Below are 17,746 nucleotides of genomic sequence, written 5' to 3'. Positions count from 1 at the left end.
CCCTTCGCCCGCGCCGTGAGGTCGCCCTATCTCGCTCGGGCCACGCCCGTCCGCGAGAGGAGCCCGCCTCCATGCCGCCCGTCCCGCCGCTTTCCCGCCGAACCCTGTTGCAGGGCGCAGCCCTCACCGCCGGAGCGGGCTTCGCGCCGGCCCTGCTGCGCCCGGCCCGCGCCGCCGACGCCCTGATCACCCGGCCGATCCCCTCCTCCGGTGAGCGGTTGCCGGCCATGGGCATCGGCACCTCGCGCCGCTACGAGGTGGCGCCGACGCCCGAGGCGACCGCGCCCTTGCGCGAGGCGGTCGAGCGCTTCGTCGCGCTCGGCGGCCGGGTGATCGACACCGCCCCGAGCTACGGCACCGCCGAGGACGTGCTCGGCCTGATCCTTGAGGGCCTGCGCGAAAAGATCTTTCTCGCCACCAAGGTCGCGGCCCGCGGCCGGGAGGCGGCGCAGGCCGAGACCGAGCGCTCGTTCCAGCGCCTGCGCACGGACAAGATCGATCTCATCGCCGTGCACAACCTCGTCGACACGGAAGTGAACCTCGCGGTCCTGCGCGCCCTCAAGGAGCAGGGCCGGATCCGTTATGTCGGCGTCACGGTCTGGCGCGACGAGCAGTTCCCCGAGCTCGAGACGGTGATGAAGCGGGAAAAGCTCGACTTCGTGCAGGTGAACTACGCCCTCGACAGCCGGGCGGCGGCCGAACGCGTCCTGCCGCTGGCCGTTGAGCGCGGCGTGGCGGTGATGGTCAACGTGCCCTTCGGCCGCGACCGCCTGTTCAAGGCGGTGAAGGACAAGCCCCTGCCCGCGTTCGCCGCCGAATTCGGCTGCAAGAGCTGGGCGCAGTTCTTCCTCAAATACGTCCTCGCCAACGAGGCCGTGACCTGCCCGATCCCGGGCATGGCCAAGGCGAGTTACGTCGAGGACAACCTCGCCGCCGCGACCGGGCGGCTGCCGGACGCCGCCGAGCGGCGCAAGATGGAGGCCTTCATCGATGCGGTCTGATTGTTTTGAGATTTCTTCCGTTCGGCGTGGGGTGCTGGCTCTGCTGGCCGGCATGCTTCTGCTTCCTGCCCTGCCCGCTTTCGCGCAGTCCGAAACGACCAAGAAAATCGGCATCATCGGGGCGGGCAATATCGGCGGCACGCTCGGCCGCCTCTGGATCAAGGCGGGCTACGAGGTGTTCTTCGCCTCCCGCCACCCCGAGGAGCTGAAGCCGCTCGTCGAGGAACTCGGGCCCAAGGCGCGGGCCGGCACGCCGGCGGAGGCGATGGCCTTCGGCAACGCCGTGCTGATCGCGGTGCCCTACAAGGCCTATCCGGAGCTGGGGCGTGAGAACGCCGCGGCGCTCAAGAACAAGGTCGTGATCGATGCCGGCAACGCGGTGAAGGCCCGCGACGGGGCCGTCGCCGACGAGGTCGAGCGCGACGGCATCGGTGCGGTCTCGGCCAAGTATCTGGCCGGCGCCCACGTGGTGCGCGCCTTCAATGCGGCCAACTACAAGATCTTCCAGAAGAATGCCGGCCGGCCCGAGCCGCGCATGGCCGTGCCGATCGCCGGCAACGACCCGAAGGCGCTGGAGACCGCCCGCACCCTGGTCTCGGATGCCGGCTTCGACCCCGTCGTGGTCGGCGAGCTGAAGGCGGCCGATACCTTCGCCATGGGCTCGCCCGGCTTCGGGCACGACCTCTCGGCGCCGGAGCTGAAGCAGAAGCTCGGGGTGAAGCCTTGAGCGAGGCCCCGGCCTCTTCGTCGGGCTTTTCGCTCTCTGACCGCCTCGCCCGCCTCGTCGATGTGAGGCCGGGCGAGGGCCCGGCGCTGGCATGGTCCTGGGCCTACATCTTCGCGCTGCTCGCGAGCTACTACGTGCTGCGCCCGATCCGCGACCAGATGGGCGTGGCGGGCGGCCTGGAAAACCTGCCCTGGCTTTTCCTGGCGACGCTGATCGGCATGCTGGCGCTGAACCTGCCCTTCGCCTGGCTGGTCAAGCGCCTGCCGCGGGCGCGCTTCGTGCCCCTGACCTACCGCTTCTTCATCCTCAACATCCTGATTTTTTCCGCCCTGATCGCGCTTACGGAAGGTGAAGCCGCGGTCTGGGTGGGCCGAGCCTTCTTCGTCTGGCTCTCGATCTTCAATCTGTTCGTGGTCTCGATCTTCTGGGCCACGGTGGTGGACGTGTTCTCGACGGAACAGGGCAAGCGCCTGTTCGGGTTCATCGCGGCCGGCGCCACGCTCGGCGCGATCTGCGGCTCGGCGGTGACGGCGACGCTCGCGCGCGACGTACCGACCTGGGCGCTGCTCATCGCCGCCGCCGTGCTCCTGGAGGCGGCGGTCTTCGCCATGCGCGGCCTCGCCCGCCTGATCGGGCGCCTCCACGAGGTGCCGGAGGATTCGCGGGCGGGCGAGGTGATCGGCGGCGACATCTGGGCCGGCATCCGGCGGACCTTCGCCTCGCCCTACCTCCTCAATATCGCGCTGTTCCTGGCGCTGTTCTCGATCACCGCGACCTTCCTGTATTTCGAGCAGGCGGCGGTGGCCAAGAACAACTTCCCCAGCCGGGGGGCGCAGACGGCCTTCTTCGCCAATGTCGATCTCGCCGTGAACGCCCTGACGCTCGGCGTGCAGCTCTTCCTCACCGGGCGCATCACGCGCTGGCTCGGCGTCGGGGTGACGCTGGCGCTGCTGCCGGCGGCAAGCATCGTCGGGTTCGCCGCGCTCGCGCTCTCGCCGAGCGTCGCCTCGGTGGTGGTGATCTACGTGCTGCGCCGGGCCGGCAACTTCGCCATCGCCCGGCCCGTGCGCGAAGTGCTGTTCACGGTGGTGCCGCGCGAGGACCGCTACAAGGCGAAGAGCTTCATCGACACCGTGGTCTACCGCCTCGGCGATCAGGTCGGCGCGTGGTCCCATGCGGGGCTGGCCGCGCTCGGCTTCGGCGGCCACGCCGCAGCGGTGGTGGCGGTGCCGCTCTCGGCGGCGTGGCTCCTCAACGCGCTCTGGCTCGGCCGGGCGCAGGCGCGGCGGCAAGACACGGCACAGCAAGAGGCGGCACAGCTGGCGGCACAAGCAGACGACAATCCGGCGCCATCGCCACCGCGCCCGGCCTGAGGTCAATTGTTGCAAAAGTTGTTTTCAGTTTAACCCTGTCGCTTCGGGCGGATGCGGTGCACCTCGACAACGGGGACAGGCGGCGATGCGGCATCGCAGCGCGCGCATGTTGTCGGCGACAATCGGACATAGAACAGAAACAGTCGCCGTGCGGTATTCGTGGGATCATCCCGCGCCATGGCTCGGGCCAAGGCTTCGTGCCTCTCACAAAATTCCCGTCGGCATGGCCAGGCTAAGGGCCGTCGGCGACCGGGCGTTTCGTGAGGCACTCTGACCGGACATCCACCGGAGATCCAACTTCACCGGAGATTCATGGGACTCGTCCAGTACGCCCTCAAGTTCCGCATCACGACCTATGTCCTCGCGGTGCTGATGATGCTCGGCGGCGTCAGCGCCATCGTCGTCACCCCCAAGGACGTGCTGCCGGCGGTCGATATCCCCGTCGTCGTCGTGGTCTGGACCTATACGGGCCTGTCCGCGCCGGAGATGGAGAAGCGGATTACGACCTATTCCGAGTTCGGAATCTCCAACAACGTCAACAACATCGCCCGAATGGAATCGACGAGCCTCCAGGGCACGTCGGTGATGAAGATCTACTTCGACCAGAGCGTCAGCATCGATCTGGCCATCGCCCAGGTCGTCTCCTCCACGAACTCGATCCGCGCGCTGATGCCGCCGGGCGTGCAGCCGCCCGTGATCGTGCGCTTCTCCGCCTCCTCGGTGCCGGTGATCCAGCTCGCGCTGACCTCGGCCAAGGACAGCCTCAACAAGGTCTACGACTACGCCCAGTACCGCATCCGCCAGCGCCTGACCCAGGTGCCGGGCTCGACCCTGCCCTCCCCCTTCGGTGGCGCGCCGCGCCAAGTCATGGTCGATCTCGACCTGCACGCGCTCCAAGCGCTCGGGATGACGCCGCTGGAGGTCACCAACGCGGTGACCTCGCAGAACCTGACGATCCCCTCGGGCCTCGCCAAGATCGGAGAGCAGCAATACCCGGTGCAGATGAACGCGACGCCGGACGCGATCGCGGCGCTCAACGAGATCCCGATCAAGGTGGTCAACGGCCAGCCGGTGCTGGTGCGCGACGTGGCCTATGTCCGCGACGGCGGCCCGCCGCAGGTCAACGTGGTGCGGGCCGACGGCGCCGCGTCGGTGCTGATGCGGGTGTTGAAGAACGGCACCGCCTCGACGCTGGATGTGGTCAACAACGTCAAGGCGGCGCTCCCCGACATCCGCGCGGCGGCCCCGAGGGCATGGAGATCAAGCCGCTCTTCGACCAGTCGGTCTTCGTGTCGAACGCGATCGAGGGCGTCTGGCACGAAGCCGTCATCGCCGCCGCGCTGACGGGCCTGACCATCCTGCTGTTCCTCGGCTCGTGGCGCTCGACCCTGATCGTGCTCGTCTCGATCCCGCTCTGCCTGATGACCTCGCTGGCGCTGCTGGCCGCACTCGGTCACACTATCAACGTGATGACGCTGGGCGGGCTGGCGCTCGCGGTCGGCATCCTCGTCGACGACGTGACGGTGGCGATCGAGAACACCTACCGCCTGTTCGAGGAGGGCAAGCCGTTCCGCAACGCCGTGGTCGAGGGTGCCGCGGGCATCGCCAAGCCGGCGCTGATCTCGACGCTGTCGATCTGCGCCGCCTTCGTCTCGGTCTTCGCACTCACCGACACGCCGAAATATCTGTTCACGCCGCAGGCGCTCGCGGTCGTGTTCGCAATGCTGACCTCCTACCTCCTCACCCGCACGCTCGTGCCGGTGATGATCGACGTGCTGGTAGCGCGCGAATACCTCCAGCACCACGGCGGCGAAGCGGACGCCCCGCGCCGCGGCCGGATCGAGCGGGCGCTTGTCTGGCTGCTCTCCCCCGTCTTCCGGCTGGCCGGCGCCTTCCGCCGCGGCTTCGAGGCGCGGTTCGACCGGTTCCACCGCGGCTATGTCGGGCTGCTCCACGCGGTTCTACGCCACCCGGTCGCGACGGTGACCGGCGTCGTCCTGCTGTTTGCCGGCACCGGCGGGCTCTTCGTCTTCACGGGGCAGGACTACTTCCCACAGGTCGAATCGAGCCAGATGACGATGCACCTGCGCACCCGGCCGGGGATGCGCATCGAGACCGCCGAGCAGACCTTCGCCGAGGTCGAAAAGGTGGTGCGCGAGGTGATCCCCGAGGACGAGATCGACCAGATCCTCGACAATATCGGCCTGCCCTCGAACAACTATAACTTCGCCTTCTCCGACGGCTCGTTCGTCTCCTACAACGACGGGCAGATGCTCATCGACCTGAAGGACGAGCACGGCCCGGTCGCCGAGTACCAGCGCCGCCTGCGCGAACGCTTGCGCGAGCGCTTCCCCGACATGATCGTCTATTTCCAGCCCTCCGACATCATCACGCAGATCCTCAATTTCGGCGTGATCGCGCAGATCGACGTGCAGGTCTCGGGCCGCAACACGGTGAAGGATCTGGCCGCCGCCCGGCGCATCGAGGCGCGGTTGAAGGAGACGCCCGGCCTCGTCGATGTGCACCTGCATCAGATCGTCGATCAGCCGCAATTCTTCGTCGATGTCGACCGGCGGCTCGCCTCCGAACTCGGCCTGACCCAGCAGCAGGTGGCGCAAAGCCTCAACGTCTCGCTGTCGGGCTCCTTCCAGGTGAACCCGAACTTCTGGACCGACCCGAAGACCGGCATCCCCTACCAGCTCTGGGTCCAGACGCCGGAATACCGCAACGCCTCGCTCACCGCCCTGCAGAACACCCCGCTCTTTGCCCGCGCCAATGCCGGCAGCGGGCCCGGCGCGCTGACGCTGCTGTCGAGCATCGCCACGATCACCCGCCAGCCGACGCAGACGGTGATCAACCACGTCAACACGCAGCCGACCTTCAACGTCTACGCCGCGGTGCAGGACCGCGACCTCGGCGCGGTCGCCCGGGATATCGATCGGATCGTTGCCGAGGAGCAGAAGACCCTGCCGGCGCCGGACAAGATCTCCGTGCGCGGGCAGATCGAGAACATGCGCGCCGCCTTCTTCCGGCTCGGCATCGGCCTCGGCATCGCGGTCGTCGCCGTCTACCTCCTGATGGCGGTGAACTATCAGAGCTGGGGCGACCCCTTCGTGGTGCTGGCCGCCCTGCCGGTCGCCTTCTGCGGCATCGTCGCGAGCCTGTTCATCACCGGCACCGCCTTCTCGATCCCCTCGCTATTCGGGGCGATCATGTCGGTGGGCATCGCCTCGGCCAACTCGATCCTGCTCGTCACCTTCGCCAAGGAACACCGGGAGGCGACGGGCTGTTCGGCCCGTGAGGCGGCCATCGTCGCGGGCGAGACGCGGCTGCGGCCGGTGCTGATGACCGCGAGCGCAATGTTCTTGGGCCTCGTGCCGATGGCGCTCGGCACCGGCGAGGGCGGCGAGCAGAACGCGGCCCTGGCGCGCGCGGTGATGGGCGGCATCGCGCTCGGCACGCCCTCGACCCTGCTGTTCGTGCCGTTCCTGTACAGCCTGCTGCGGCGGGGCGAGGCCAAGCCGCTCGAGGATTATGTCTGATGACGCCCGTCCGATCCGACCGGAGGATTCGCCCGTGACCGACGGCGAGGACAAGAAAATCCCGCCGCCGCCGGGCAAGGGCGGCTTCGTGTGGGCCGGGCTGATCGCGCTCGGCCTGCTGGCCTATGGCGGCCACAGTCACTGGCAGCGGGCGGCCCGGGCCGAGTCGACGCGGGCCCGGCAGATGGAGTTCGTGCCGAAAGTGCGCACCGAGGAGGCCAAGCGCCTCGACGGGCCGATCGAGCTGACCCTGCCGGGCCAGACCGAGCCCTTCGCCACCGCGCGGATCTATCCCCGCGCCACCGGATACATCGCCGAGCGCCACGTCGATCTCGGTTCGCGGGTGAAGAAGGGCGACGTGCTCCTGCGCATCGCCGCCCCGGATCTCGACCAGCAACTCGCGCAAGCCGAGGCGCAGCTCGGGCAGCTCGAGGCCCAGCTCCTGCGGGCCCGGGCCATGGTCGATCAGGCCAAGGCCAACACGAACCTCGCCCAGGCCACCAACTCGCGTACCTCGACGCTTGCCGGCCAGGGCTGGGCCTCGAAGCAGAACGCCGACAACACCCAGGCCGGCGTGCTGGCGCAGCAGGCGAACCTCGCCTCGGCGGAGGCCGACGTGAAGGTGGCTCAGGCCAACATCAAGGCGCAGCAGGCGACCGTGGGGCGGCTCAAGGCGCTGACCGGCTTCGAGGTCGTCACCGCCCCCTTCGACGGCGTGATCACCACCCGCAACGTCGATGTCGGCGACCTCGTCCAGGCCGATGCCGGCTCAGGCTCGCCGCTCCTGTCGATGGACCGGGACGACGTGCTGCGCATCTCGGTCAACGTGCCGCAGAACGCGGCGGTGGGCGTACAGCCCGGCATCGCGGCCCAGATCAAGGTGCCGCAGATGCCCGACCGCAGCTTCGCCGGCGTGGTCGAGCGCAGTTCGGTGGCGTTGCTCGCCTCCTCGCGCACCCTGACGACGCAGGTCGATGTGCCGAACCCCGACCTCACCCTGCGGCCGGGCCTCTACGTCTACGTGACCCTGGCGATCCCCCGCACCGGCGGCGCCACGGTGGCGGTTCCGGCCGAGGCCCTGGTGTTCAACCAGTCCGGCACCCGCGTGGCCGTCGCCAGCGACGACGACCGCGTGCGTTGGGTCGAGGTCCACGTCGCCCGCGACAAGGGCACGGTGGTCGAGGTCGACAAGGGCCTCTCGGGCGGCGAGCGCCTCGTGCTGAGCCCCCCGGCCGATCTCAAGGATGGCGGCCGCATCGCCCCCCAGGCGCCGAAATCGGACAAGCCGATGCAAGCCGCGCAGCGCTAAGACTTTCGCGCAGCGCCGACCCCATCCTCGTCCTCATCCTGAGGTGCCGGAGCGAAGCGGAGGCCTCGAAGGATCCTCCAGCAATCGCGCGATCCCTGGAGGATCCTTCGAGGCCCGCTGGCGCGGGCGCCTCAGGATGAGGGTGGGATCGGTGGCCTTCCACCCGTTGGACCTTTCAGCAGGTTGCGCGGGCGGCCCCACTCGGCTCACATCCCGCCCGGAAACGCATCCCACGAGAAGGGCCAGCCATGACCGACCTCAAAACACTTCGCAGCCTGTCCGGCCTGCCGCCGGAGCCCGCTTCCCTGTCGGGCTCAGGCCTGGTGATGATCGATCTGCAGAACACCTACCGCGAGGGCGTGATGCGCCTGGAGGGCGTCGAGCCGGCGATCCGCGAGGCGCAGGCGCTGCTGGAACGGGCGCGCAACGCCGGGATCCCGGTCTTCCATGTGCGCCACGATGCCGGGCCGGGCTCGCCCTACGATCTCACCGCCGCCATCGGCCAGATCAGCGACGAGGTCGCCCCGCGGGAGGGGGAGCCCGTCATCACCAAGGCCTATCCGAGTTCCTTCGTCGGCACCGACCTGCAGGCGCAACTGGAGGCCGCCGGCGTCAAGGACGTGATCCTGGCCGGCTTCATGACGCATATGTGCGTGAATTCGACCGCGCGCAGCGCCTTCAACCTCGGCTTCCGCCCGACCGTGGTCGCATCGGCGACCGCCACCCGCGCCCTGCCGGGTCCGGACGGTGCGACCGTACCGGCGGCCGCAGTGCAGGCCGCAAGCCTCGCGGCGCTCGGCGACCTGTTCGCGGTGGTGGCGCCGGATGCGGCGGCGATCCGGGGGTAGGGCGATCAGGCCGCGCGGGCGCGGGGCTGCGCGTCCGCGTCCGTCGGCTGCTGCCCGAACACGCGCTGGTAGAGCGCGGCGGGGCTGTGGCTGCGGCCTTCCGAATCGACGATGCGCACGTCGCTCATGCCGGAGGTCGTCAGCGACAGGCCCTGCTCCAGGGCGCTCAGCAGGGAGCCGTGCTGCCAGGAATAGACGCGCGAAGCGGTGCCGGCGCTGACGGTGAAACTCACGAGGCGACATTCCCAATGTTAAGACCGGCTGGCGACACCGCCGCCGGATCTGATGAAAGAAGAGGCAGTCCCGATCGGGGTTCCTAAAACTTGAGCTTTAATAGTGGCTCTTGGTTGACGAAGTCTTTGCGGAACCTGCCCCTTTCGGTGGCGGAACCGCGGGCGCCCGATGGCGGTATGATGGCAGCGGCGCCATTCGCGCCCTGCAGGGTGCCCGCCCCGGTCCGCCGCATTGCCGGGGCACGCCGAGCTCCTCAAGACGGGGGCAGGCGGCCTCTCAGGGCCGTTTCCCGACAGCCACAGCGGAGTGACGGATATGGAATACCGGCAGTTCGGACGCTCGGGCCTTAAGGTACCGGTGCTCAGCCTCGGCACCGCCACCTTCGGCGGCACCGACGCGTTCTTCCAGAACTGGGGCAGCACCGGCGTGGCCGAGGCGAGCCGTCTGATCGATCTCTGCCTCGATGCGGGCGTCAACTTCCTCGACACCGCCGACCTCTATTCGAGCGGCGATTCCGAAAAGATCCTCGGCGAGGCGATCAAGGGCCGCCGCGACCGGCTCCTGATCTCCACCAAGGCGACCTTCCGGGTCGGCGAGGACGTGAACGCGGTTGGCTCGTCGCGCCACCACCTGATCCGCGCCTGCGAGGCGAGCCTGAAACGGCTCCAGACCGACCATATCGACGTCTACTTCATGCACGGCTTCGACGCGCTGACGCCCGTTGAGGAGACCCTGCGGGCGCTCGACGACCTCACCCGTTCGGGCAAGATCGGCTATATCGGCGCCTCGAACTTCTCCGGCTGGCAATTGATGAAGGCGCTGGCGACCTCGGAGAAGGAGGGGCTCGCCCGCTACGTCGTCTATCAGGGCTATTACTCGCTGATCGGCCGCCACTACGAGTGGGAGCTGATGCCGCTCGGCCTCGACCAGGGCGTCGGCCTGATGGTGTGGAGTCCGCTGGGCTGGGGCCGGCTCACCGGCAAGATCCGGCGGGGGCAGGCGGCCTCGGGCGGGCGGTTGTCCACGGCGAGCGGGGCGGAGGGCGGCCCCACCGTCTCCGACGACTACCTCTACGATGTGATTGATGCCCTCGACGCGGTCGCCGCCGAGACCGGCAAGACGGTGCCGCAGGTGGCGCTGAACTGGCTGCTCAGCCGCCCGACCGTATGCAACATCGTCATCGGCGCTCGCAACGAGGAGCAGTTGAAGCAGAATCTCGGTGCGGTGGGCTGGTCGCTCACGCCCGACCAGATCGCCCGCCTCGATGCGGCGAGCCGGGAAAATCCGATCTATCCCTACTGGCATCAGATCGGCTTCGACGAGCGCAACCCCAAGCCGACGGCTTGGTGAGGCGGGACGGGTCCGCCAAGAACCCCTCTCCCCGCAGGCGGGGCGAGGGGAGGCGTCCGCCATCGCCCCGGTGAGCCGTGAACGGCCTCACATGCTGATCTCGGGCCCGTGCTTGTCACCGTCATCCGGCACCAGCCCGGCCTCGCCCTGCCAGGGCAGGCTCTGCCAGGGCGGCTGGCCGGCGCGGGCCTCGTATTCCTCCAGCGGCAGGGTGGTCTCACCGCCCTCCCCGTCCTGGACCCGGACATGGCTCGGGCGCGGCTGCTTCGGCGGGCAGAGGAACAGGCCCTTGAACGAACTCGCCATCGTCAGAGCCCCTCCGACTTTTCGCCCTTGGGCGTGCGATGGGGGTGTACGGGGCGGGCGCGCAGGTAGCCCTTGAAGCGCAGATACTCGGCGACGATCTCGCAGATCGCCCGGTCCCGCGGCAGGCGCTCGACCGCGCAATGCTCGTCCAGCGCCGCCACGACCTCCGGCGGGAAGGTCAGGATGCCGGCAAGCTTCGGTTCGGGCGCCGGATCGGTCTCGTGTTCGGTCTCGCTCACGGTCTGCACCCTCTCTACACGCCCGATCCGGCCGGCGGCACGCCCTGCTCCGGCGTGGGGATCACACCGAGCCCGTCCGCATCGCCGGGTCGGGTGGCCCCGAGCCGCCGCAGCAGCGCTTCGTAGGTCTGTACCGCCGGGGAGTCCGATTGAAGCTCGCGGGTGTCGGCCAGGAGCCGGCGCACGTCCTCCACGAACAGGTCGCGCGCCTGCCCTCCCCCGGGGCTCGCCTCGAACAGGCGGCTGAGCGCCAGCTCGAACACGCCCATGAGAAGGCCGAGCCGCTCGGTGTCGTCCGCCATCGCTCCCCTCCGGATGTCGTCCCGGCCGCTTGTGCGGTCCGGCCGAAGATTGGAACGCCCGTGAGGCGCCCCGCGGTTCCGCCCCTCACAGTGCCGGGGATAATCCAGCCCCCCGCCACTGCGCCGCATGGGAAGACGCGCTGTGCCGCTCTAGGTTTTGTTGCTGGATGGCTTTCCCGTAAGGCCGGCAGCCCGCTCGCGGGCCGGTGCGCCCGCGCGGGGGTGCCGGAGCCGTTCGGGGGATGTCGTACGATTCATCGAACCCCGAGCCGCTTGTGTCGCCCCATTCGCTCCTCTCTCTCGCGCGGTCGCCTGGGGCATCCCGGGCCGGCGCCTGCGACGAGACGGCGGATGGGCAGAGTGGTTTTCCCGCGCAGGCCATCGCCCGGCTGCGTCGGGCCGGGCATCTCGCCGCGCCCCTGCCCGAGGCGCTCGGCGGCGCCGGATTGTGCGAGCCCGCCCGCGTCGATGCCCTGCGGGCGCTGCTGACGGAGATCGGCCGCGACGACCTCGCGGTCGGGCGTCTCTTCGAGGGCCACGTCAACGCACTCGCCCTGGTGCTGCGCTACGCCGACACCGCCGTCGCCGAGCGGCTCGCCCGCGATGCGGCGGAGGGCCAGCTCTTCGGCGTCTGGAACACCGAGCCGGCCGAGGGCGGCCTCGTCCTCGACGGTGCGGACGGCCTCGAGGGTGTGAAGACTTACGCCTCGGGGGCGGGCTTCGTCACCCGCCCGCTCGTGACGGCGCGGATCGCCGACGGGCGCCGGCTGATGCTGGTGTTGCGCCTCGAACCCGGCGAACGGGCCGACCTGTCGGACTGGCGCGTTCACGGCATGCGCACGACCGCGACCGGTACGGTGGATTTCTCCGGGCTCGGCCTGCGCGACGGCGAGGTGATCGGCGCGCCGGATGACTATTGGCGCCAGCCCTTCTTCTTCGCCGGGGCGTGGCGCTTCCTCGCGGTCCAGCTCGGCGGGATCGAGGCGGTGCTCGAGACCCACCGGGCGCATCTTTCCGCCACCGGCCGGGCCGATGACCCGCACCAGCAGGCGCGGTTCGGGCGGGCCATGGTCGCGGCCGAGACGAGCCGTCTGCTCGTTGCCCGCGCCGCCCGCCTCGCCGCCGCGGAAGCCGACCACCCCGAGCGGGTCATCGCCTACGTCAACCTCGCCCGCGCCGCGGTCGAGCAGGCCGGCCTCGACGTGATCACCCTGGCGCAGCGTTCCATCGGGCTCGCGGGTTTCCTCGAGAGCCACCCCCTGGAGCGCCTGATGCGCGACCTCGCCACCTATCTGCGCCAGCCGGCCCCGGATTTCGCCCTGACCGGCATGGCCGCGCACGCCCTGGCGGCCGACGAGCCGCCCCACGCCCTGTGGCCCGACGAGGCCGCCCCGCGCGCCGCGGAGCGTGTGGGATGAGCGGCCGTCGGACGGAGACGCTGCCGGAGCGCTACTTTTCGGAGATCTACGCCTCCGATCCCGATCCCTGGGGCTTCACCTCCAGCGCCTACGAGGCGGAGAAATACGCCGCGACGCTCGAGGCCCTGCCGCGGGCGCGCTACGACCGGGCCCTGGAGGTCGGCTGCTCCATCGGCGTCTTCACCCGGGCGCTCGCCCCCCGCTGCGGGGCGCTGACCGCCCTCGATGTCGCGCAAGCTGCCCTCGACGCCGCTCAGGCGCGTTGCGCGGAATATCCGCAGGTCGGCTTCGTCCGCGGCGCGGTGCCGGAGGTCTGGCCGGAGGGCCGGTTCGACCTCATCGTCTTCGGCGAGATGCTCTACTTCCTCAGCACGGAGGATCTGGCCCGTCTCGTCGCACGGGTGGAGGCGAGCCTGGCGCCGGGGGGCGACTGCGTCCTCGTGCATTGGCTCGGCGAGACGGATTATCCCCTCTCCGGCGACGCGGCGGCGGAGGGCTTCATCGCGGGCGCGGCCCCGTTCTGCCGGGTGCTGTCCGGCACGCGCACGGATGCCTACCGCCTCGACGTGCTGCGGCGGTCGGACGGGCCATGACGGCGGACAGGCCATGACGAACGCGATGACGGCGCGTCGAGAAAGTGCCGTCCCGCGCCATCCGCTCTGGGTGCGCCTGACCCATTGGGTGAACACCGGCGCCTTCCTGGCGCTCCTCGTCAGCGGACTCGCGATCCTGCTCGCCCTGCCCCGGCTGTTCTGGGGCGAGACCGGGGCCAACGACGCTCCGGCCTGGATCGTCCTGCCGCTGCCGGTGAACCTCGAACAGACCGGCTGGGGCCGCAATCTCCACTTCCTCGCCGCCTGGATCTTCGTGCTCAACGGCGCGCTCTATGGACTCGTCGCCCTGGCGAGCGGGCATTTCCTGCGCCGCCTGACCCCCGAGCGCGACCAGCTCCACCCCCGGCACATCGCGGCCGACATCCGCGCGCATCTCCGGCTCACCGGCTCGGGTGCAACTGGGGCGCCCCGCTACAACGTGCTGCAAAAGCTCGCCTATCTCGCCGTCATCCTCGTGCTGGCGCCGGTGATGCTGCTCTCGGGCCTCACCATGTCGCCCGGCGTCACGGCGGCCTACCCCGAGCTGTTCACCCTGTTCGGCGGGCGGCAATCGGCGCGCACGATCCACTTCCTGTCGGCGGTTCTGTTCGTCGGCTTCCTCCTCATCCACCTCTGGCAGGTGCTCGCCAACCGGCCGCTCGACCTGATGCGGGGCATGATCACCGGGCGCTCCGCCCGGCCGAAATCCAGCCCGGCACCGTCAGAGGAGGACCCGCGATGAGCGATCTCACCCGCCGCAGGCTGATGCTCGGCTCCTCAGCTCTCGGGATCGGCGGCCTTCTCGGCGGCTGCGAGCTGATCGAGAGCGGCCCACGCCGGCCGGGTCTCTACGGCTTGAGCGACACCCTGACGCTGGCCACCCAGCGCTTCCTCCTGCGCGACCAGCCGCTGGTGCGGGAGTTCGGGCCGGAGGCGATCTCCGCGGTGTTTCCCGCCATCAACACCACCGATCCGGACAACCCCGATTACCGGCGTTCGAAGGCGTCCGGGTTCTCCGACTGGCGCCTGCCGGTGAGCGGCCTCGTCGAGCGGCCCGCCGCCTTCACGCTGGCCGAGCTGAGGGCGATGCCGGCCCGCACGCAGGTGACGCTGCATAGTTGCGAGCAGGGCTGGTCGGCCATCGGCGGCTGGACCGGCGTGCCGCTCTCCCACGTTCTGGCGAGCGTCGGGCTCAAACCCGAGGCGCGCTTCATCGTGATCCGCACGGTGGACGGCTGGTGGGACAGCTACGACCTGTTCGATGCCCTGCACCCGCAGACGATCCTGGCCTACGGCATGAACGGCGGCGGCCTGCCCGTGGCCCATGGCGCGCCGGTGCGCCTGCGGGTCGAGCGCCAACTCGGCTACAAGTCGCTGAAATACCTCGCCAGCATCGAGGCCACCGACCGGGTGGACGGGCTCGGCCAGGGCCGGGGCAGCATGGTCTCGGAGATGGGATTTTCCTGGTACGCGGGGATCTGAGAGGTCGGCTCAGCCGATCAGCGGCGTGCAGACCGTCCGCCCCTGCCCCGGCAGCGGCACCACCGCGACCTCGACCCCGTAGAGCAGCCGCAGGGTCTCCGGCGTCACCGTCTCCGAAGGCGGACCCAAAGCGACGAGGCGCCCGCCATGCAGCAGCGCCACCCGGTCGGCGCAGAGGAAGGCGTGGCCGGGATCGTGCGTCGAGAGCACCACGGCGATGCCGGCGGCAGAGAGGCGCCGCACCTGGGTCAGCACCCGCGCCTGGTTGCCGAAATCGAGGCTCGCCGTCGGCTCGTCCATCACGAGGAGCCGCGGCTCGCCGGCCAGGGCGCGGGCGATCAGCGCGAGTTGGCGCTCGCCGCCGCTGATCTCGGTGTAGATGCGCTCGGCCAAGTGGCCGATGCCCAGCGTCGCCAGCGCCCGCTCGGCCGCCGCGCGGTCGGCCGGGCCGGGGCTGGCAAAAGCGGAAAGCCGGCTCGCGCGGCCCATCAGCACCACCTCCCGCACGGTGAAGGGGAAGAAGGCGGCATGCGCCTGCGGCACGTAGGCGATTCGTTTTGCAACTTCGCGGCGTGGTAACGCCGACAGGTCGGTGCCGTCCAAGAGGACGCGGCCGGCGAGCGGGCGCAGCAGCCCGAGGAGGGTCTTGAACAGCGTGGTCTTGCCGCCGCCGTTGGGCCCGAGCAGGCAGAGCGCCTCGCTGTCCCGAAGCGTCAGGCTGACGCCGGAGCCGACCATGCGGGTGCCGTAGCCGAAGGCGAGATCCTGAACCTCCAGGATCATGCCCAGCCCCGCTTTCCCGCAGCCAGCAGCCAGAGGAAGAACGGCGCGCCGACGAGCGCCGTGAGGATGCCGAGCGGCACCTCGATGGTGGCCACCGTGCGGGCCAGGAGATCGACCGCGGTGAGGTAGCCCGCCCCGAGCAGCATCGAGGCCGGCAGCAGGCGGCGGAAATCCGGCCCGACCAGCAGGCGGGCGACGTGCGGCACGATCAGCCCGATCCAGCCGATGACCCCCGTCACCGAGACCGCGGCGGCGGTCACCAGCGTCGCGCCCGCCACCAGGAGCGGGCGGAGCCGGCGCGTCTCGACGCCCAGCGCGCGGGCCTCCTCGTCGCCGAGGCTCATTAGGTTCACGCGCCAGCGCAGCAGCACCAGGGGAGCGAGGCCGAAGGCCATCGCCGGCAGGATCGCGGCGATGTCGCTCGCTGTGACAGAGGCGAGGCTGCCGAGCAGCCAGAAGGTGATGGCGGGGAGTTGGTTGTAGGGGTCGGCGAGCACCTTGAGCAGCGAGATCCCGGCCCCGAGCAGCGCCCCCACGGCGACGCCCGCGAGCACCAGCGTCAGCACCGGATCGTGCCGGCGCACCGCCAACCCGACGGCGTAGACGGCGCCGACCGCGGCGAGCCCTCCGGCGAAGGCGAGCCCCTGGATCGCCGCCACCGGCAGGGCGAGCACGATGCCGAGCACCGCGCCGAGGCTCGCGCCCGCTGAAACCCCGAGGATGTCCGGCGAGACCAGGGGATTGCGAAACAGCCCCTGATAGGTCGCCCCCGCCGCCGCGAGCCCGGCCCCGACCACGAGCGCCCCGAACACCCGCGGCAGGCGCACGTTCAGCACCACGGTCTGCGCGGCGGGATCGAGGGCGGGCGCTTGGCCGAACAGCTTGGCGACGAGCACCCCGAAAACGTCGGCGAGCGGCACGGGGTAGCGGCCGATGCCGAGCGAGACCAGGACGAGGAGGATCAGCGCGACCGGGGCCAGGACCGCCAGCGGCAGGAGGCGCCACCGCGCGGGTCGGGCCTGAGCGGCGCCCGCGGCCTCGCTCACCGGGTCGGCCCCGGTCCGGCGGCGTCGCGCAGGAGGCGGTCGAGCTGCTCGGGCGTGAGTTCGACCCGGTAGAAGCGCTTGTAGAAGTCGCGCACGGCGTCGCCGAGCGTCTGCGGGAACTGCTCGGGGAAGAACAGGCCGGCGAGCCAGCGCAGGCCGATCAGGCGGTTGACCCCCGGCGGGGCATCGACCCAGCCGAAGGGCAGCGTCGGCACCGCGTGGACGCGGCCCTCGCGCACCGCCTTCAGCCCGTTCCAGAGCGGGTCGGCGGCGGCGAGCTTCGGGAAATCGGGATCGAGGGCGATGATCACGTCGGGGTTCCAGACCAGCACCTGCTCGGGCGAGACGGCGGCGAGCCCGCCGGCACCCGCCCCGGCCACGTTGCGGCCGCCCGCCGCCTCGATGATCTCGGTGTTGATCGAGCCGGACAGGCCCGTCTCCAGCCCGCGGGGGCCGCGGCCGTAATAGACGCGCGGGCGCTTCTCCTCCGGCACCGCGGCCACCGCCTCGGCCACCCCCTTCAGGATCGCCTCCGACGCCGCTGCGAGCGCTTCGCCGGCCTCCGGCGTGCCGATGAGCTGGCCCAGCGTCCGGTAGGTCTCGGGTGTCGCGCTGAAGCGCCCGTCGAGCAGCACATAGGGAATGCCGGTCTGCGCCTGCACCCGGTCGGCAAGGGAGGCGTAGGTCGCCGCCGTGCTGCCGACATCGACGATGAGGTCGGGCTTGAGCGCCAGCACCGCCTCAACATTGGCGCTGCCGCCCCGCCCCGTCAGCCGCCCGGTGGCGGGCAGGTCGCGCAGCGCGGGGGCGAGGTACGCGCGCTCCTCCGGGCTCGGCGCCCGCGGCCAGCCGATCATCTTGTCGGGCGCCAGGGTAGAGAGCAGCACCGCCGCAGGCGGGCCGGCGGCGAGCACCCGGAGCACCCGATCCGGCACCTCGACCCGGCGCCCGGCGGCGTCGGTGAAGGGCCGGGCCGCCGCGAGGCAGGACCACAGCAGGGCCGGCCACAGGCAGGCGAGCGCGAGAAGGCAGCGGAGCAGCGGCATCGGGGAAGGGCATCTCCCGTGATCGGATGCTACCTATAGCGGCTTCCGCCCCGGTTGGCGCCGCGCCCGAACCGCGCCGGCCCTGCCGGGTTGGCCGAAATACCGGCATCTGTCCCGACCTGCCCATCGACCGCACGCGAGTGTCCC

17 protein-coding genes and 1 pseudogene are annotated in these 17,746 nt (G+C 70.4%); 11 read left to right on the top strand and 7 right to left on the bottom strand.

All coding sequences use genetic code 11. The features are described from left to right. Positions 1–71: 71 nt before the first annotated feature. The 6 genes and pseudogenes from MSPGM_RS19430 to MSPGM_RS19405 all read left to right on the top strand — a co-directional run bounded on the left by MSPGM_RS19430 (position 72) and on the right by MSPGM_RS19405 (position 8,800). Positions 72–1,001, top strand: coding sequence for an aldo/keto reductase (locus tag MSPGM_RS19430; protein WP_015857307.1), 930 nt, complete (start codon positions 72–74; stop codon positions 999–1,001). Further along, the gene (locus MSPGM_RS19425) at positions 991–1,728 is read left to right on the top strand and encodes an NADPH-dependent F420 reductase (protein ID WP_261925896.1); all 738 of its coding nucleotides are present in this window, start codon (positions 991–993) and stop codon (positions 1,726–1,728) included. The genes MSPGM_RS19430 and MSPGM_RS19425 overlap by 11 nt, the downstream gene beginning before the upstream one ends. Further along, positions 1,725–3,101: an NTP/NDP exchange transporter gene (locus tag MSPGM_RS19420; protein ID WP_003605074.1), complete on the top strand. Its 1,377-nt coding sequence runs from the start codon at positions 1,725–1,727 to the stop codon at positions 3,099–3,101. The genes MSPGM_RS19425 and MSPGM_RS19420 overlap by 4 nt, the downstream gene beginning before the upstream one ends. 312 nt (positions 3,102–3,413) lie before the next feature. Further along, positions 3,414–6,643: pseudogene (locus tag MSPGM_RS19415) on the top strand (efflux RND transporter permease subunit). Continuing rightward, positions 6,636–7,952: an efflux RND transporter periplasmic adaptor subunit gene (locus tag MSPGM_RS19410; RefSeq protein WP_050772682.1), complete on the top strand. Its 1,317-nt coding sequence runs from the start codon at positions 6,636–6,638 to the stop codon at positions 7,950–7,952. Before MSPGM_RS19415 ends, MSPGM_RS19410 begins: the two are co-directional and overlap by 8 nt. 248 nt (positions 7,953–8,200) lie before the next feature. Beyond that, on the top strand, positions 8,201–8,800 hold the full coding sequence (locus tag MSPGM_RS19405; protein ID WP_015824041.1) for a cysteine hydrolase family protein: 600 nt from the start codon (positions 8,201–8,203) through the stop codon (positions 8,798–8,800). Positions 8,801–8,805: 5 nt separating this feature from the next. On the opposite strand, the gene MSPGM_RS19400 is transcribed toward MSPGM_RS19405, so the two are convergent. Continuing rightward, entirely contained in the window at positions 8,806–9,033 is a 228-nt protein-coding gene (locus MSPGM_RS19400) for a hypothetical protein (RefSeq protein WP_003605022.1), read from the bottom strand. 316 nt (positions 9,034–9,349) lie between these two features. Between MSPGM_RS19400 and MSPGM_RS19395 the strand changes: the two genes are divergently transcribed. Beyond that, a complete protein-coding gene (locus tag MSPGM_RS19395) occupies positions 9,350–10,384 on the top strand; it encodes an aldo/keto reductase (protein ID WP_003605024.1) in 1,035 nt (344 codons plus the stop codon). An 87-nt stretch (positions 10,385–10,471) separates the two neighbouring features. Here MSPGM_RS19395 and MSPGM_RS19390 read toward each other — a convergent pair whose 3' ends face one another. Genes MSPGM_RS19390 through MSPGM_RS19380 form a run of 3 tightly spaced genes read right to left on the bottom strand, consistent with a single transcriptional unit; the run spans position 10,472 to position 11,231 of the window. Then, positions 10,472–10,690: a hypothetical protein gene (locus MSPGM_RS19390; RefSeq protein WP_003605026.1), complete on the bottom strand. Its 219-nt coding sequence runs from the start codon at positions 10,688–10,690 to the stop codon at positions 10,472–10,474. A gap of 2 nt (positions 10,691–10,692) precedes the next feature. Beyond that, the gene (locus tag MSPGM_RS19385; RefSeq protein WP_015857305.1) at positions 10,693–10,938 is read right to left on the bottom strand and encodes a hypothetical protein; all 246 of its coding nucleotides are present in this window, start codon (positions 10,936–10,938) and stop codon (positions 10,693–10,695) included. Between the two features lie 5 nt (positions 10,939–10,943). Then, positions 10,944–11,231, bottom strand: coding sequence for a hypothetical protein (locus MSPGM_RS19380; RefSeq protein ID WP_003605030.1), 288 nt, complete (start codon positions 11,229–11,231; stop codon positions 10,944–10,946). 242 nt (positions 11,232–11,473) lie between these two features. On the opposite strand from MSPGM_RS19380, the gene MSPGM_RS19375 reads away from it, so the two are divergent. Genes MSPGM_RS19375 through MSPGM_RS19360 form a run of 4 tightly spaced genes read left to right on the top strand, consistent with a single transcriptional unit; the run spans position 11,474 to position 14,724 of the window. After that, the gene (locus MSPGM_RS19375) at positions 11,474–12,649 is read left to right on the top strand and encodes an acyl-CoA dehydrogenase family protein (protein WP_003605032.1); all 1,176 of its coding nucleotides are present in this window, start codon (positions 11,474–11,476) and stop codon (positions 12,647–12,649) included. Continuing rightward, on the top strand, positions 12,646–13,242 hold the full coding sequence (locus MSPGM_RS19370; protein ID WP_003605033.1) for an SAM-dependent methyltransferase: 597 nt from the start codon (positions 12,646–12,648) through the stop codon (positions 13,240–13,242). Before MSPGM_RS19375 ends, MSPGM_RS19370 begins: the two co-directional genes overlap by 4 nt. Before the next feature lie 13 nt (positions 13,243–13,255). Next, positions 13,256–13,984 carry a cytochrome b/b6 domain-containing protein gene (locus MSPGM_RS19365; RefSeq protein ID WP_003605035.1) on the top strand — a complete coding sequence of 243 codons (729 nt, stop codon included), beginning with the start codon at positions 13,256–13,258 and terminating at the stop codon, positions 13,982–13,984. Then, positions 13,981–14,724, top strand: a complete 744-nt coding sequence (locus MSPGM_RS19360; RefSeq protein WP_003605037.1) for a molybdopterin-dependent oxidoreductase — start codon at positions 13,981–13,983, stop codon at positions 14,722–14,724. The genes MSPGM_RS19365 and MSPGM_RS19360 overlap by 4 nt, the downstream gene beginning before the upstream one ends. Positions 14,725–14,733: 9 nt before the next feature. On the opposite strand, the gene MSPGM_RS19355 is transcribed toward MSPGM_RS19360, so the two are convergent. Genes MSPGM_RS19355 through MSPGM_RS19345 form a run of 3 tightly spaced genes read right to left on the bottom strand, consistent with a single transcriptional unit; the run spans position 14,734 to position 17,599 of the window. Continuing rightward, entirely contained in the window at positions 14,734–15,507 is a 774-nt protein-coding gene (locus MSPGM_RS19355; protein ID WP_003605038.1) for an ABC transporter ATP-binding protein, read from the bottom strand. Continuing rightward, positions 15,504–16,553 carry a FecCD family ABC transporter permease gene (locus MSPGM_RS19350; RefSeq protein ID WP_003605040.1) on the bottom strand — a complete coding sequence of 350 codons (1,050 nt, stop codon included), beginning with the start codon at positions 16,551–16,553 and terminating at the stop codon, positions 15,504–15,506. Before MSPGM_RS19350 ends, MSPGM_RS19355 begins: the two co-directional genes overlap by 4 nt. After that, positions 16,550–17,599, bottom strand: a complete 1,050-nt coding sequence (locus MSPGM_RS19345; RefSeq protein WP_015857303.1) for an iron ABC transporter substrate-binding protein — start codon at positions 17,597–17,599, stop codon at positions 16,550–16,552. The genes MSPGM_RS19350 and MSPGM_RS19345 overlap by 4 nt, the downstream gene beginning before the upstream one ends. Between the last annotated feature and the right edge of the window lie 147 nt (positions 17,600–17,746).

Origin of the sequence: Methylorubrum sp. GM97, assembly GCF_024347855.1 — a bacterium.
Lineage (GTDB): Bacteria > Pseudomonadota > Alphaproteobacteria > Rhizobiales > Beijerinckiaceae > Methylobacterium > Methylobacterium extorquens.
This window is presented reverse-complemented; position numbering and strand designations above follow the sequence as displayed.